The sequence below is a fragment of the Pseudomonas migulae genome, from assembly GCF_043225285.1.
Classification (GTDB): Bacteria; Pseudomonadota; Gammaproteobacteria; order Pseudomonadales; family Pseudomonadaceae; genus Aquipseudomonas; species Aquipseudomonas migulae_C.
In genome coordinates, this window is the sequence record NZ_CP171224.1 from 207,673 (window position 1) to 221,901 (window position 14,229).

The following is a 14,229-nucleotide window of genomic DNA, read 5'->3' on the forward strand; positions in this document are numbered from 1 at the left end:
CCGCTAAATGACGTAACGGTCCTGCAGCACGCTTTTTGCCAGGCTCCGGGTCGCCGTGATGATGGCGTCCACCTGTCGGTCCATCGCCGCATCGGAGGCCGCCACGGTGCCGAGTTCGACGACTCGCAACGGGTGACCGCAAACCGATCCCAGCCAGGTAAGGCCCGGCATGGAATCGACTTCGATATCGAGCAGCAAGCTGCTCTTCGAGACCGCGTGCAGCAATTGGCTGGCCTCGCACGATTGACCAAGGCTGGACCCGAGCCGCAACCAGTCGAGCATCAACGCCCTGGATTGCGTGACGGCCAGGTAAGCCACCTGGTCCCAGTCGTCGATCGCCACGTGCAGCTTGTCGATCATGTATTTGGGCAACGCGGCACTGGTCACGATGACCACCCCGGCTTCCATCGACGGTTCCTTGATCCAGACGGCGGATTGCGATGTCGCATGCATGGCGCTACTCCTGGTGGTTTGAACGACCCGGCACTGGCGGCCCTACCCTTGTAGGAGCCGGCTTGCCGGCGATAGCGTCTGCACATCCAGCGAAGATGTTGCCTGACACACCGCCATCGCCGGCAAGCCGGCTCCTACAGGGTTCGGCGGTGGGTCAGGCGGTTGTTTATTGCCTAATCAGGCGCCATCGTCGGAACGCCGCCCGCAGCAAGCCGGCTCCTACAGGTTTGTGATCAGCCGTTGCGGAACAGGAAGCTGTAGGCATTCAGCGCCGGCACTCCGCCCAGGTGCGCGTAAAGCACTTTCGAGCCTTCGGGGAATTCGCCGCGACGAACCATCTCGATCATCCCGTGCATGGATTTGCCTTCATACACCGGGTCGGTCAGCACGCCTTCGAGGCGGCCGCACAGGCGAATCGCTTCCAGCGTGCCGTCGTTGGGCAAACCGTATTCCGGGTAGGCGAAGCGTGTGTCGAGGACCACATCTTCCTCGGTGATCTCGCGTCCCAGGTCCACCAGTTCGGCGGTGTGGCGGGCGATGCGCAGGATCTGCGCCTTGGTCTTTTCCGGTTTCGCCGAAGCGTCGATACCGATGACATTCTTCGAACGGCCGTCGGCGGCGAAACCGACCACCATGCCCGCCTGGGTACTGCCGGTCACGGAACACACCACGATGTAGTCGAACTTGAAGCCCAGCTCCTGCTCCTGCTGCCGCACTTCTTCGGCGAAACCGACAAAGCCGAGGCCGCCATACGGGTGCTCGGAGCAGCCCGCCGGAATCGGGAACGGCTTGCCGCCCTGCTCCACCACGTCGCTCATGGCTTTCTCCCAGCTGGGACGAATGCCGATGTCGAAGCCGGCGGCGTCCAGTCGGACGTCTGCGCCCATGATCCGTGACATCTCGATGTTGCCGACCCGGTCGTACACCGCGTCGGAATAGTTCACCCAGTTTTCCTGGACCAGCACACACTTCATGCCCAAATGTGCGGCGACGGCAGCGACCTGACGGGTCTGGTTCGACTGGATCCCGCCGATCGACACCAGGGTGTCGCAGCCTTGCTCGAGCGCTTCGGGAATCAGGTATTCGAGTTTGCGCGTCTTGTTGCCGCCGAACGCCAGGCCGCTGTTGCAATCTTCACGTTTGGCGTACAGCTCGACTTTACCGCCCAGGTGCTCACTGAGGCGTTTCAAGGGTGTGATAGGCGAAGGACCGAAGGTCAGCGGGTAGCGTTTGAAACGATTCAGGTTCATGACTCTGCTCCTTGATTATTGGATATCCAAGCACCAGGCCGAGGGGGGCAAAAAGGCTGCATTCCAGGCTCTTTCAGTAGCGCTTCGATGTGTTCAATCTTAAGAACAAAGCCAAAAATTTGTGTTGCAAGTTTCAATTCATTAAAGAAACATAAATCCTACAAACAAAAGCAAAACATCTTTTTATTGCGTGGAAATAAACATGAACGCAACAAATACACGAAACAAACCCGGCACACCCAGCCCGGAGCCACAGCCGCTGGACCGTACCGACCGCGCGATTCTCAAGACGCTGCAACGAGACGCTTCCATCTCCAATGTGGCATTGGCCGAGAAGGTAAAACTGAGCCCGCCGGCCTGCCTGCGACGGGTCGAACGCCTCAAGCAGGCGGGGTTGATCAAGGGCATTGTCGCGTTGCTCGACAGCGAAGCCTTGGACGCGGGCATGGTGGTGTTGATCGGCGTGGTGCTGGACCGCTCGACGCCGGAATCCTTCGCCGCGTTTGAGGCCGCGGCGCAAAAAGTCTCCGGGTGCATGGAGTGCCATGTGGTGACCGGGGAATTCGATTACTTCATGTTGTTGCGGACCAAGGACAGCAACAGCTTCAACCGCCTGCACGCGGAACAGTTGCTGTACTTGCCCGGGGTGCGGCAGATCCGTTCATTCATGGGCCTGCGTCAGGTGTTGTCGACCACCCTCATCCCGCTTTGAGGCTTATATCAATCCGAGGGTCAGCGCCTTCAGCGTCGCCGCCGCACGGGTGGTGCAGTGCAGTTTGCGGAACACGCTTTCGACATGAGTCCGCACCGTACTCGGGCTGATGCCGAGCTGGCGCGCCACTTCCTTGTTGCTCCCGCCCATGCTGATGCGCTGGAGGATCTGCGTCTCGCGGTCGGTCAACGGGCTGCCGCTCGCCCTGGGTGCGACCGCGCTTTCGCCGCGCGCCGCAGCGATGACCGCCTGACAGGCCTGAGGATCGAAACGTCCCTGAGTGGCTTCGTCGAGCAACAGCCGTTCCGCGTCACTGTCGCTGAACGCGGGTCGCCACGGTCGCTCGCAACGCAATGCCTGCCAGACCAGCGTCGCCGCCAGCAAGCGTTGCTCGGCGGGCAAGGCGTCGCCCTCGAGACCACGGAAATAGCCACTGCCATCCAGTCGCTCGTAGGCATTGGCCGCCAGCCGGCCTGGCACCGACAGTTCGGCAATCTGGCCGCAGGCACGCGACGTCCAGTAAGGCACCAGGCGCACCTGTTCAAGATCGCCGTCCAGCAACGCACCCGGCGTATTCCAGATCCGGTTGGGAACCGCTGCCCGGCCGATGCCATGCACCAGCGCGGCTTTTGCGGCCTGGTCGCCCGACTGCTCGGACAAACCCCAGAGCCTTGCAGCCTCGCGCACCAATTCCGCCGAGCGCCGTGAATAGCCGGCCAGCCAGGGCAACTTGAGGTCAATCACATCTCCCACCAACGTGAGCGGCACCTTCGCTCCGTCTTCACTCGGCGTTGCAGACGCGACCTCTGGCACACGCAACGATTCCAGCCAGTCTTCGGCGTGCTGCGTGAGCAAATCAGCCAGCGCTGCCGGGTAGCGACGATTACCCTTGGTCGCAATCCATTCCAGCGCAGCGTCCAGCCCGTGGACCCGCGAGAGGATTTCCAGATCACCGGCCAGCAGCACCTGATACACCACTTCCGGCACCTCGGGATGGGTCAGCCCCATGGGTTTGCCTTCGCCGTCGAACTGCTCGAACACATGCCGCAACCCGTGTTCGACCGGCGCGCTAAGGCCCAGCGTCTGCGCAATGTCGCCCGACACTTCGCAATGCACCTGGGCCAGCGGCGTCGATTTGCGCAGGGCGCGCACGCCCGCCGCCCCCAGCGTCTGGCTGAGCATGGCGTTGCGGCCCTCGACGTCATCGCCCAGCAATCGGGTAAAGCCCTCGGCGTTGGCAGTGCAGCCCGACCAGCGCAGCAACGCCACTTGCCGGGCAACCTCGCAGTGCGAGCCGGCACCGTGGCATGACTGCGCGAGCAGTTGGACCAGCCGGGCCGTGCGACGTGACTGGTCGAAGGGCTGCCCCATGCTGAGGTCCCCGACCATGGACAACGCCAGGACCGCACTCTCCAGTTCGATGCCGTCGCTCTCGCGCATAACCTTCTCTCCGTTGTTTTTTGGCCCGCCTCGGATAAACGACCGATACCGGATCGCAGGCGTATTCCTGAAACTGGATCACACCAACCACAGGAGATCCAATCATGTTCAAACCCAAGGCTATCGCCCTCGCACTCGCCATGACGGCTTCGCTGTTCGCCGTCGGCAGCCATGCCGCCCCTGCGCAACCGTCGGTGGTGATCGTACACGGCGCCTTCGCCGACGGCTCCGACTGGGCCAAGGTTGTCCCGCTGCTGCAAGCCGAAGGCATCAAGGTCACCGTGGTGCAAAACCCGCTGACTTCGCTGGCCGATGACGTGGCCGCCACGCAACGGGTCTTGAACAACCAGGACGGCGACGTCGTGCTGGTCGGACATTCCTGGGGCGGTACAGTAATCAGTCAGGCCGGCACTGACCAGAAAGTTCGTGGCCTGGTGTACGTCGCCGCGTTTGCCCCCGATGCCGGTCAGGCCAGTAAAGACCTGGGCAAGGACTACCCGGTACCCCCTGGCACGAAAGACATCGCCGCGGATAAAAACGGTTTTCTGTACATGACCCGCCAGGGCATGGCCACCGGCTTCGCTCAAGATCTGCCTGCCGCGCAGACCGACATCATGACAGCGACACAAGGTCCGATCCGAGCGTCGGCGTTTGGCGACGTCACCAGTGCCGCTGCCTGGAAAGGCAAGCCGTCGTGGTATGTCGTTGCCAAGGAAGATCGCATGATCCAGCCCGACCTGCAGCGTGCGTTCGCCAAGAAGCTGAAAGCGCAGGTCACTGAGGTCGAAGCCAGCCATGTGCCGCAGCAATCGCGCCCGGCCGATGTGGCCAAGGTCATCATCCAGGCGGTGCACAAGACCCAGGGCGGGGTTTGAGTCGGGTTCTTCCAGCCACAAAAAAAGGCGCGTGCCCCATGGCACGCGCCTTTTTTCATCTGCGCCGAGGGCACAGCTCGGGCGTCATTTCCCGGGCTTGGCCACCGCCACGCGCCACACCTTGTTGCCGACATCATCCGCCACCAGCAAGGCGCCGCTCTGATCCAGCGCTACGCCCACCGGACGCCCCTGTGCTTCGCCGTCGGCGTTGAGGAAACCGGTGAGGAAGTCCACCGGCAAACCTGAAGGTTTGCCGTCGCTGAACGGGATGAACACCACTTTGTAGCCGGCCTGCGGATTGCGGTTCCACGAGCCGTGTTCGCCGATGAACACGCCATTGGCGAACGCGGCCGGCATGGCGCGGGAGTCGGAGAACGCCAGGCCCAGCGGCGCGACGTGGGTGCCCAGCGCATAATCCGGGACGATGGCCTGGGCCACTTTGTCCGGGCGCGGCGGTTCGACCCGGGTGTCGACGTGGTTGCCGTAGTAACTCCAGGGCCAGCCGTAGAAGGCGCCGTCCTTGACCGACGTCAGGTAGTCCGGCACCAGGTCGCTGCCGATTTCATCGCGCTCGTTGACCACGGTCCACAACTGGTTCGATCCGGGTTTCCAGGCCAGGCCATTGGGGTTGCGCAGACCGCTGGCAAACAGGCGTTTCTCGGCACTTTTGACGTCGACTTCCCACACCGCCGCGCGACCTTCTTCGGCCTCCAGACCGTTTTCGCCGACATTGCTGTTGGAACCCACGGTGACGTACAGCTTGGTGCCCTCGGGATTGGCGAGCACGTTCTTGGTCCAGTGGTGGTTGATGCCGGCGGGCAAATCGGTGACTTTCACCGGGGTCGCCGTTATTTCGGTTTGCCCGTCGCTGTAAGGGACTTTGACCAGGGCGTCGGCGTTGGCGATGAACAGCTCGTTGCCTACCAGCGCCATGCCGAACGGTGACGTCAGTCCACTCATGAATACTGTGCGAACTTCGGCGTGGCCGTCACCGTCGGCATCGCGCAACAGCGTGATTCGATTGGCGCTGGGTGCATCGGCGCCGACCCGGCCCATCACAAACCCCATCGCGGTGCGCCGTGCCCAGGCGAGCGGTCCGGAACCGCCATCGGTCGCGCCTTCGGGCATCGGCGGGTGATTGCTTTCGGCGACCAGCAGATCGCCATTGGGCAACCGGTAGATCCAGCGCGGGTGATCGAGGTTCTCGGCCAGGGCCGTCACGGTGAAACCGGCGGGCGCCTTGGGTGTGTCGCTGCCAGACCAACCGATCGCCTTGGACACCTTCAACGTCGGAATCAGCGAGGTTGTGGGTTCCGGCAACTGCGGCGACGGGCCGACGCTGGCCTGAGGCGGCAGTTTGGACGATTCACCACAGGCGGTGAGCAACGTGGCAGCGGTGATCAGGAACGCCAGTCGGCGGGAGACAGTCATGGTTCGAACCTCGCAATGGCCATCCGTGGGCCAATTTTTGGGGAAGGCAAAATCCCGTCGAGTATCGCGGCGAAGATTCGTTTCAAACACCGCGCCTGCCACAAATCAATTTTGCCTGAATCGCACGAATGCAAACGCCCGATGCCGGGCACTATCCCCAATAACACCACAACCCTCTGTAGGAGCCAGCTTGCTGGCGATGGGGCCTGCAAGGTTTGCATCGATTCCAAGGCCGCCATCGCCGGCAAGCCGGCTCCTACACGGGTTTTGTGGCGGGCATAAGAAATGTGAGCAACACGATCCACTGTAGGAGCCAGCTTGCTGGCGATGAGGCCTGCAAGGTTTGCATCGATTTCGAGGCCGCCATCGCCGGCAAGCCGGCTCCTACACGGGTTTTGTGGCGGGCATAAGAAATGTGAGCAACACGATCCACTGTAGGAGCCAGCTTGCTGGCGATGAGGCCTGCAAGGTTTGCATCGATTTCGAGGCCGCCATCGCCGGCAAGCCGGCTCCTACAGGGTTTTGTGGCGGGCACGAGAAAGGTGAACACCGCGATCCACTGTAGGAGCCGGCTTGCTGGCGATGGGGCCCGTGAGATTTGCATCGAATTCGAGGCCGTTATCGCGAGCAAGGATTTGAGCAATCAGACGGGATTCAGCAACGCCTCGCGCAACAACCGCGCCGCCGGTGAGTCCGGGACGCCTTTGCGCGACACCAGTTCATAGGGTTCGCTGCGCGAGGTAATGGGCAGCGGCAGCGTGGTGGTGAAGCCGTAGCCGGAGCAGAACTTCGCGACATCGGTCGACACCAGCGCGACGAGGGTCGGGTTTTCCTGGAGCAGCGACAAGGTGGCGAACGCCGAGGTGGTTTCCAGCAGGTGCACCGGAAAACGCAAGTCCGCCTCATGGAACTCCCGTTCCAGCAGCAGGCGCATCGGCATGTTGGCGCGGTAGACGACCCAGCGGTAATCCACCAGGTCCTTCAGCGACAGCTGCCGGGCATAGGCAAACGGGTGCTGGGTGCTGGCGATCACCGCCAGGGTTTCCTCGACGAAGGCCGCGCTCTCATACAGGTAAGGAGTGGTGCTGATGGTGGTACGGCAGATCGCCAGATCCAGGCGCCCGGCATCGAGCTGGCTGAGCAGCGCGGCGCTGGTGTCTTCGACGATCTCGATGGACAGCTTCGGGTTGTCGGCGATCACCCGGCTGATCGCCGTGGTCAGCAGCGGCACGGCGCCCATGATGGTGCCGACCGACACCCGCCCGCCCTCGCCGCTCATGATCCCGATGATCTCCTCGCGCAGGTGCGCGAGGTCGGTCTGGATCAACCGCGCATACCGGATCACCGAGCGCCCGGCATCGTTCGGTTCAAGCCCGCGGTTAGTCCGGGTGAACAGCGCGGTGCCGAAGGTGGTTTCAATTTCCTGCAGTGCCTTGCTCGCGCCGGGCTGGGTCAGCGCGACCTGTTTGGCCGCGCCCAGCAAGGAGCCGTGCTCATCCAGGGCGATCAGCAAACGGAGCTGCTTGATGTGCAGGCGGGACATGATGGAGTTCAGTGAGGGCGTCATCAGGGTTAACTAAAAGTTATAGAGGTATCGAAAGTTGTCAGTATCGAGGCGGGCCACGACGGCCCTATAGTCCACCCCACAACCAGGCAATGCAATGGGTTTGACCAGAGTGCGAATGCCCTCCTGCCCCAGACCGGTTGCAACAATAACAATCCTGTATAACTTGTGGTGAATCATGTCACTCATCAATTACGTCACCAAAATCCAGTTCGGCTACGACAGCCTCCAGCAACTGGCCGCTGAAGCCGAGCGCGCCGGCATCACCCGCCCGCTGATCGTCACGGACATCGGCGTGCGCAATGCCGGCATCGTCGACAAGGTGATTGCCGCCCTGGGCAGCGACCGCGCACTGACGATCTTCGACGCCACCCCGCCCAACCCGAACGAACACGCCGTACGTGATGCCGTGGCCCAATACCACCTCGGCGAGTGCAACGGCATCATCGCCGTCGGTGGCGGTTCGTCGATCGACCTGGCCAAGGGTGTCGCGGTTTGCGCCACCCACGACGGCCCGCTGCAAAGCTTCGCGGTGATTGAAGGCGGGCTGGATCGCATCACCGCCGCCACGGCCCCACTGATCGCCATTCCCACCACCGCGGGCACCGGCAGCGAAGTCGGACGCGGCGCCATCCTGATCCTCGACGATGGTCGCAAGGTGGGCGTAATCTCACCTTACGTCGTACCGCGCGTGGCCATCTGCGACCCGGAACTGACCCTCGGCCTGCCCGCGATGTTGACCGCAGCCACCGGCATGGACGCTATCGCCCATTGCATCGAGACCTTCATGGCGCCGGCCTTCAACCCCGCCGCAGACGGCATCGCCCTCGACGGTCTGTGGCGCGCCTGGGAACACATCGAACGCGCCACCGCCGAACCCGGCGACCGTGAAGCGCGGATGAACATGATGAGCGCTTCGATGCAGGGCGCACTCGCCTTTCAAAAGGGACTGGGCTGCGTACACAGCCTTTCCCACGCGCTGGGCGGGATCAATCCGAAACTGCACCACGGCACCTTGAACGCGATTTTTCTGCCGGCGGTGGTGGATTTCAACGCCAACGCCCCCACCGTCCGTGACGAGCGCAAACTCGAAAGACTGCGCCACGCCATGGGCCTTGAAGCCGACGCGAGCATCGGCGCTGCCATCGAAGACATGACCCGCCGCCTCGGCCTGCCAACCCGCCTGAGCGAAATCGGTGTCGATGAAAGCCTGTTCGCCGGCATCGTCGAAGGCGCATTGCACGACCACAGCCACAAGACCAACCCCCGTGAAGCGTCATCCGCGGACTACCTGTCGATGCTCGAACAATCGCTGTAAGCAGCCGCTATCCAACAACAATAAATCAGGAGGCAACCGCGCCGTCGGCAGTGCCGACGTCAGCGGAACAATCATGAAGCCCACCGTCCTTATCGAACGGCAAGACGCCATTGCCATCGTCACCCTCAGCCACCCGGGGAAAATGAACGCCCTGACCCTGTCCATGTGGCAGGACCTGGGTGACGTCATGACGGAACTGTCCGCCGACCTCAGCGTGCGCTGCGTGGTGTTGCGCGGTGCCGGCGAACAGGCCTTTGCCGCCGGCGCCGATGTCGGCGAGTTTCCGGCGGTGCGCGCCAACCAGGCGCAAGCCCGTCACTATGCCGAGGTCACTTCAGCGGCGATGCGCGCGGTGGTCGACTGCCCGCATCCGGTGATCGCGATGATCCACGGCGTGTGCGTCGGCGGCGGCCTGGAAATCGCTGCGTTGTGCGACCTGCGCATCTGCGGCAGTTCCAGCCGCTTCGGCGCGCCGGTCGGCAAGCTCGGGCTGGTCATGTCCTATGACGAAATGGCCGGGCTGGTCGCGCTGGCCGGACGCTCGACAACCCTGGAGATTCTCCTGGAGGGTCGCATTCTCGACGCCAACGACGCCTACGTGAAAAACCTCGTGACCCGTGTCGTCCCGGATGCCGAGGTCGAATCCGAAACCCTCGCCACCGCCAGACGCATCACCCAAGGCGCCCCGCTCGTCGCTCGCTGGCATCGCCAGGCCGCACGGCAACTGGAAGCGGGCATCGCCCCCACCGTCGAGCAGATCGACAACAGTTATTCCTGCTACGACACCGCCGATTTTCAGATCGGCCTGAACGCGTTCATCGCCAAAGCCAAACCACACTTCGAGGGCAAATAACATGGGACCGCTGACAGGAATGCGCGTGGTAGAACTGGCTCACATCATGTCCGGCCCGGTGTGCGGCATGATGCTGGCCGACATGGGCGCCGACGTGGTGAAAGTCGAAAAAGTCCCGGACGGCGATGATTCGCGGCGCTTCTCGCCGATCATGGCCAGCGGCGAATCCGCTTCGTTCATGGTGGTCAACCGCAACAAGCGCGGCATCGGCCTGAACCTGAAAACCGACGGCGGCCGCGATGTGCTGCGCCGCCTGTTGATGGACGCCGACGTGGTCACGGAAAACTACCGCGCCGGCACCATGGAAAAATTCGGCCTGGGTTATGAAACCCTGAAAGTGCTCAATCCCGGCCTGATCTACTGCGCGATCTCCGGTTACGGCCGCAGCGGTCCGTTCGGCGAGAAAGGCGGTTTCGACCTGATCGCCCAGGGCATGAGCGGCATGATGAGCATGACCGGTGAAGCCGGGCGCGAACCGGTCAAGGCCGGCTCGCCGGTGGCCGACATCAACTCGGGCATCCTCGCCGCCCTCGGCATCTGCGCCGCCTACGCCGCGAAGCAGAAAACCGGGCTCGGGCAAATGGTCGACACCTCGCTGTTCGAAGCCGGCCTGCAACAGATGTACTGGCCGGCGGCAGCGTATTTCGCCGACGGCACCATCCTGCCGAAAATGGGCTCGGCCAACTCCACCAGCGCGCCGTACCAGGTGTTCCGTACCGCGGACGGCTGGATCAACATCGGCGCCGCCAACCAGGCCAACTACGAGCGACTGGTCGAGGCCCTGGCGGTCCCGCAACTGAAAGCCGACCCACGCTTCGCCAGCAACGCGCTGCGCATGGAGCATCGCCTGGCCCTGGTGGAAATCCTCAACGAAGTGCTGGTCGCGCGCACCACCGATGAATGGATGGTGTTGTTCGACAGCCTCGGCCTGCCTGCCGGGCCGGTCCTCGACATCGCCGCTGCGCTGGCGCACCCGCAAACCAAGGCGCGCGGCATGGTCGTCGAGACCGAACACCCCACCGAAGGCCGGGTGCGCGGCATGGGTTTGCCGATTCATTTCTCCGACATGGACAACGCTCCTCCACCGACCAGCCGCCCTGCGCCGCTGCTCGGCGAACACACCCGCGAAGTGCTGAAGGAAAGCGGGTACGCGGAAAACGAAATCGACGAGCTGATTCGCAGCCAGGCGGTGGTTGCACTCGCTTCCTGAACGAATCGAACCCTGTAGGAGCGAGCCTGCTCGCGATGGGCGTTAACGAAAACGCGTTTTTGCTGGATGAACGCGGCGCTCTCAGGTCCATCGCGAGCAGGCTCGCTCCTACAAAGGGACCGCTGTTTTTTAGAACAACTACAACAAAAACAATAGGTGAACATCATGAGCCGTATCTTGACCGAGGCCGTCAGCCGCCGATCCTTCCTAGTGTCTGCCGGCGTTACCGTGGGTGGTGCATTCGCCGCCAACCTGCTGCCTTCCAGTGTTTTCGCCGCAACCAAACCCATCGTGCTGCGCTACACCAGCAGCCTGCCCGACACCCATCCGCTGAACCAACAGATGAAGGCCGCTTCGCTCGCGATCAAGGCCGAAACCAACGGGGCGGTGGACTTGCAGGTGTACGCCAACGGCGCCATGGGCGGCGACACCGACATGCTGTCCCAGGTGCGCGCCGGGGCGATCGATTTCATTCCCTTGCCCGGCGCGATTCTGTCGACGCTGGTGCCGGCCATGTCGATTGAAAGCATGCCGTTCGCCTTCAAGGACTACGACAGTGTCTGGGCCGCGCTCGACGGCAAGCTCGGCGAACACGTACGCGCCAAGACCGAAAAAGTCGGCCTGATCCCGATGGAAAAAGTCTGGAACAACGGCTTCCGCCAGATCACCAGTTCGACCCGGCCGATCAACACCCCGCAAGACCTCGCCGGCTTCAAGTTGCGCGTGCTGGTCAGCCCGTTGTGGACCTCGATGTTCAGCGCCCTGGGCGCCTCGCCGACCGGCATCAGCATCAACGAAACCTACTCGGCGCTGCAGACCAAAGTGGTCGACGGCCAGGAAAACCCGCTGGTGGTGGTCGAGTCCGCACGCTTCTATGAAGTGCAGAAATACTGCTCGCTGACCGACCACATCTGGGGTGGTTTCTGGATCGTCGCGTCGGGCAAGACCTTCCCGAAACTGCCGGCGGACGTGCAGGAAATCGTCTCCCGGCAGATCAACGCCGCCGCGTTGGTCCAGCGTCAGCAAGTGATCGACCTCAACTCAAGCCTGGAGCCGTCGCTGACCGCCCACGGCATCACCTTCAACAAAGTCGACCGTTCATTGTTCAGGGCCGACCTGCAATCCAAAGGCTTCTACAGCCAGTGGAAGGAAAAGTACGGCCCGGAAGCCTGGAGCTTGCTTGAGCAATACGCGGGTCAACTGTCCTAAGCCGGAGACAAGGTCATGAAAACTGAACTACCAATGACGGATGTGTCCCCCGCTGAAGGAGCCAGCCCACGCCAGACCACGTTCCGCATCGGCCGTGCCCTGGACACCGGCTTGCGCTGGTTGACAGAAGGCAGCGCGGCTTTGCTGGTGGTCATCGAAGTCACGCTGCTGTTCTGCAACGTGTTCTCGCGGTATGTGCTCAACCAGCCGATTGTCTGGGGCGACGAACTGGCGTCGCTGCTGTTCCTGTGGCTGGCGATGCTCGGCTCGGTGGTGGCGATGCGACGCGGCGAGCACATGCGCCTGACCTCGTTCATCGCACGGTTGCCCGTGGAAAAGCGCGCGTTCATCGACACCTTGGGCGCGGTGATCGTCATCACCTTCATCGGGCTGCTGTTCACCCCGGCCTGGGAGTACGTCAGCGACGAGTGGATCATCACCACCGCCGCCCTGGAAATCCCCAACGCCTTTCGGGTGTCCGCCATTGCGGTCGGCCTGAGCCTGATGCTGATGACCTGCGTCGCGCGGCTGTTGACCAGCGCACGGCTGATCGACTTCTCGGTGTCGGTGGCGATGCTCGCGTCCCTCGGTGCGCTGCTTTGGGTGGCCGAAGGCTGGATGCTGCTGATGGGCAACTGGAACCTGGTGATCTTCTTCATGATCGGGGTGATGGCGATGATCGTCATTGGCGTGCCGATCATGGTCGCGTTCGGCCTGGCGACCGTCGCCTATCTGTCGACCATGACCGCCACGCCGCTGACCCTGGTGGTCGGGCGCATGGACGAAGGCATGGCGAGCCTGATCCTGCTGGCCATTCCGCTGTTCGTGTTTCTGGGTGCGTTGATCGAAGCCATGGGCATGGCGAAGGCGATGATCCGCTTCCTCTGCTCGTTGATCGGGCATGTGCGCGGCGGTTTGTCGTATGTGCTGATCGGCGCCATCTACCTGATCTCGGGCATTTCCGGTTCGAAGGCCGCCGACATGGCGGCGATCGCCCCGGCGCTGTTTCCGGAAATGAAGAAACGCGGCGAGGATGAAAACGAACTGGTGGCGATGCTCAACGCCTCCGGGGCGATGTCGGAAACCATCCCGCCAAGCCTGGTGCTGATCACCATCGGCTCGGTGACCGGCGTGTCGATTTCCGCCTTGTTCACCGGCGGCTTCATGCCGGCAGTGGTGGGTGCGATTGCCATGGCCGTGGTGATCTGGTGGAAAAACCGCAAGGGCGAAGCCTCCACCGGCAAACGCGCCTCGGGCAAGGAAATCGGGCATTCGCTGCTGGTGGCGATCCCCGCGCTGGCCCTGCCCTTCGTGATCCGCACGGCGGTGGTCGAAGGCGTCGCCACCGCCACCGAAGTGGCCGCCATCGGCGTGGCGTACACCTTCATCGTCGGTTTGCTGTGCTATCGCTGCTTCGACTGGCGCCGCCTGTACCCGATCCTGGTCAGCACCGCGTCGCTGTCCGGCGCGATCCTGATCATCATCGGCAGCGCCACCGCCATGGCCTGGGCGCTGACCCAGTCGGGCTTCTCCCACCAATTGGCGCAAGTGATGGCAACGGTGCCGGGTGGAGCCTGGGGATTCCTGATCATATCGGCCGTGGCGTTCATCCTGCTCGGCAGCTTTCTCGAGGGCATCCCGGCCATCGTGCTGTTCGGCCCGCTGCTGTTCCCGATTGCCAGGACCATGGGCATCAATGACGTGCATTACGCCATGGTCGCGATCTTCGCCATGGGCCTGGGCCTGTTCGCGCCGCCGTTCGGCGTGGGTTTCTACGCCGCGTGCGCCATCGCCAAGGTCGACCCGAGCGGCGCCATGCGCCGGGTCTGGCCGTACCTCGGCGCGCTGGTGGTGGCGCTGGGCGTGCTGATCGCCGTGCCGTGGATTTCCATCGGTTTCCTGCCCAACACCTGA

12 protein-coding genes are annotated in these 14,229 nt (G+C 62.9%); 7 read left to right on the forward strand and 5 right to left on the reverse strand.

From position 1 onward, the window contains the following. Positions 1-3: 3 nt before the first annotated feature. Together ACF6ZU_RS01050 and ACF6ZU_RS01055 are read right to left on the reverse strand one after the other, a co-directional pair. Positions 4-453 (reverse strand): transketolase, encoded by a 450-nt coding sequence (locus tag ACF6ZU_RS01050; RefSeq protein ID WP_392890058.1) that lies wholly within the window; start codon positions 451-453, stop codon positions 4-6. 233 nt (positions 454-686) lie between these two features. Next, entirely contained in the window at positions 687-1,703 is a 1,017-nt protein-coding gene (locus ACF6ZU_RS01055; RefSeq protein ID WP_392890060.1) for a 1-aminocyclopropane-1-carboxylate deaminase, read from the reverse strand. A 202-nt stretch (positions 1,704-1,905) separates the two neighbouring features. On the opposite strand from ACF6ZU_RS01055, the gene ACF6ZU_RS01060 reads away from it, so the two are divergent. Continuing rightward, positions 1,906-2,415, forward strand: coding sequence for an Lrp/AsnC family transcriptional regulator (locus ACF6ZU_RS01060; RefSeq protein ID WP_392890062.1), 510 nt, complete (start codon positions 1,906-1,908; stop codon positions 2,413-2,415). Between the two features lie 3 nt (positions 2,416-2,418). On the opposite strand, the gene ACF6ZU_RS01065 is transcribed toward ACF6ZU_RS01060, so the two are convergent. Further along, positions 2,419-3,855, reverse strand: a complete 1,437-nt coding sequence (locus tag ACF6ZU_RS01065) for an HD domain-containing phosphohydrolase (protein ID WP_392890064.1) — start codon at positions 3,853-3,855, stop codon at positions 2,419-2,421. Between the two features lie 104 nt (positions 3,856-3,959). On the opposite strand from ACF6ZU_RS01065, the gene ACF6ZU_RS01070 reads away from it, so the two are divergent. Further along, positions 3,960-4,730 carry an alpha/beta hydrolase gene (locus ACF6ZU_RS01070; RefSeq protein WP_392890066.1) on the forward strand — a complete coding sequence of 257 codons (771 nt, stop codon included), beginning with the start codon at positions 3,960-3,962 and terminating at the stop codon, positions 4,728-4,730. A gap of 84 nt (positions 4,731-4,814) precedes the next feature. Here ACF6ZU_RS01070 and ACF6ZU_RS01075 read toward each other — a convergent pair whose 3' ends face one another. Further along, positions 4,815-6,161 (reverse strand): PQQ-dependent sugar dehydrogenase, encoded by a 1,347-nt coding sequence (locus ACF6ZU_RS01075; protein ID WP_392890068.1) that lies wholly within the window; start codon positions 6,159-6,161, stop codon positions 4,815-4,817. 643 nt (positions 6,162-6,804) lie between these two features. Further along, positions 6,805-7,728, reverse strand: coding sequence for a LysR family transcriptional regulator (locus ACF6ZU_RS01080; RefSeq protein ID WP_392890070.1), 924 nt, complete (start codon positions 7,726-7,728; stop codon positions 6,805-6,807). Positions 7,729-7,903: 175 nt separating this feature from the next. On the opposite strand from ACF6ZU_RS01080, the gene ACF6ZU_RS01085 reads away from it, so the two are divergent. The 5 genes from ACF6ZU_RS01085 to ACF6ZU_RS01105 all read left to right on the forward strand — a co-directional run bounded on the left by ACF6ZU_RS01085 (position 7,904) and on the right by ACF6ZU_RS01105 (position 14,229). Beyond that, positions 7,904-9,043, forward strand: a complete 1,140-nt coding sequence (locus tag ACF6ZU_RS01085) for an iron-containing alcohol dehydrogenase (protein ID WP_392890072.1) — start codon at positions 7,904-7,906, stop codon at positions 9,041-9,043. 73 nt (positions 9,044-9,116) lie between these two features. Then, positions 9,117-9,896 carry an enoyl-CoA hydratase-related protein gene (locus tag ACF6ZU_RS01090; RefSeq protein WP_392890074.1) on the forward strand — a complete coding sequence of 260 codons (780 nt, stop codon included), beginning with the start codon at positions 9,117-9,119 and terminating at the stop codon, positions 9,894-9,896. Between the two features lies 1 nt (position 9,897). Next, positions 9,898-11,106 (forward strand): CaiB/BaiF CoA transferase family protein, encoded by a 1,209-nt coding sequence (locus tag ACF6ZU_RS01095; protein ID WP_392890076.1) that lies wholly within the window; start codon positions 9,898-9,900, stop codon positions 11,104-11,106. A 165-nt stretch (positions 11,107-11,271) separates the two neighbouring features. Further along, positions 11,272-12,315, forward strand: a complete 1,044-nt coding sequence (locus tag ACF6ZU_RS01100) for a TRAP transporter substrate-binding protein (RefSeq protein WP_392890078.1) — start codon at positions 11,272-11,274, stop codon at positions 12,313-12,315. 15 nt (positions 12,316-12,330) lie between these two features. Continuing rightward, positions 12,331-14,229: a TRAP transporter large permease subunit gene (locus ACF6ZU_RS01105; protein ID WP_392890081.1), complete on the forward strand. Its 1,899-nt coding sequence runs from the start codon at positions 12,331-12,333 to the stop codon at positions 14,227-14,229.

Coding starts and splice junctions, on each gene's coding strand:
- ACF6ZU_RS01050 (WP_392890058.1), bottom strand. CDS start 453: ATGCATGCGACATCGCAATCCGCCGTCTGGATCAAGGAACCGTCGATG.
- ACF6ZU_RS01055 (WP_392890060.1), bottom strand. CDS start 1,703: ATGAACCTGAATCGTTTCAAACGCTACCCGCTGACCTTCGGTCCTTCG.
- ACF6ZU_RS01060 (WP_392890062.1), top strand. CDS start 1,906: ATGAACGCAACAAATACACGAAACAAACCCGGCACACCCAGCCCGGAG.
- ACF6ZU_RS01065 (WP_392890064.1), bottom strand. CDS start 3,855: ATGCGCGAGAGCGACGGCATCGAACTGGAGAGTGCGGTCCTGGCGTTG.
- ACF6ZU_RS01070 (WP_392890066.1), top strand. CDS start 3,960: ATGTTCAAACCCAAGGCTATCGCCCTCGCACTCGCCATGACGGCTTCG.
- ACF6ZU_RS01075 (WP_392890068.1), bottom strand. CDS start 6,161: ATGACTGTCTCCCGCCGACTGGCGTTCCTGATCACCGCTGCCACGTTG.
- ACF6ZU_RS01080 (WP_392890070.1), bottom strand. CDS start 7,728: ATGACGCCCTCACTGAACTCCATCATGTCCCGCCTGCACATCAAGCAG.
- ACF6ZU_RS01085 (WP_392890072.1), top strand. CDS start 7,904: ATGTCACTCATCAATTACGTCACCAAAATCCAGTTCGGCTACGACAGC.
- ACF6ZU_RS01090 (WP_392890074.1), top strand. CDS start 9,117: ATGAAGCCCACCGTCCTTATCGAACGGCAAGACGCCATTGCCATCGTC.
- ACF6ZU_RS01095 (WP_392890076.1), top strand. CDS start 9,898: ATGGGACCGCTGACAGGAATGCGCGTGGTAGAACTGGCTCACATCATG.
- ACF6ZU_RS01100 (WP_392890078.1), top strand. CDS start 11,272: ATGAGCCGTATCTTGACCGAGGCCGTCAGCCGCCGATCCTTCCTAGTG.
- ACF6ZU_RS01105 (WP_392890081.1), top strand. CDS start 12,331: ATGAAAACTGAACTACCAATGACGGATGTGTCCCCCGCTGAAGGAGCC.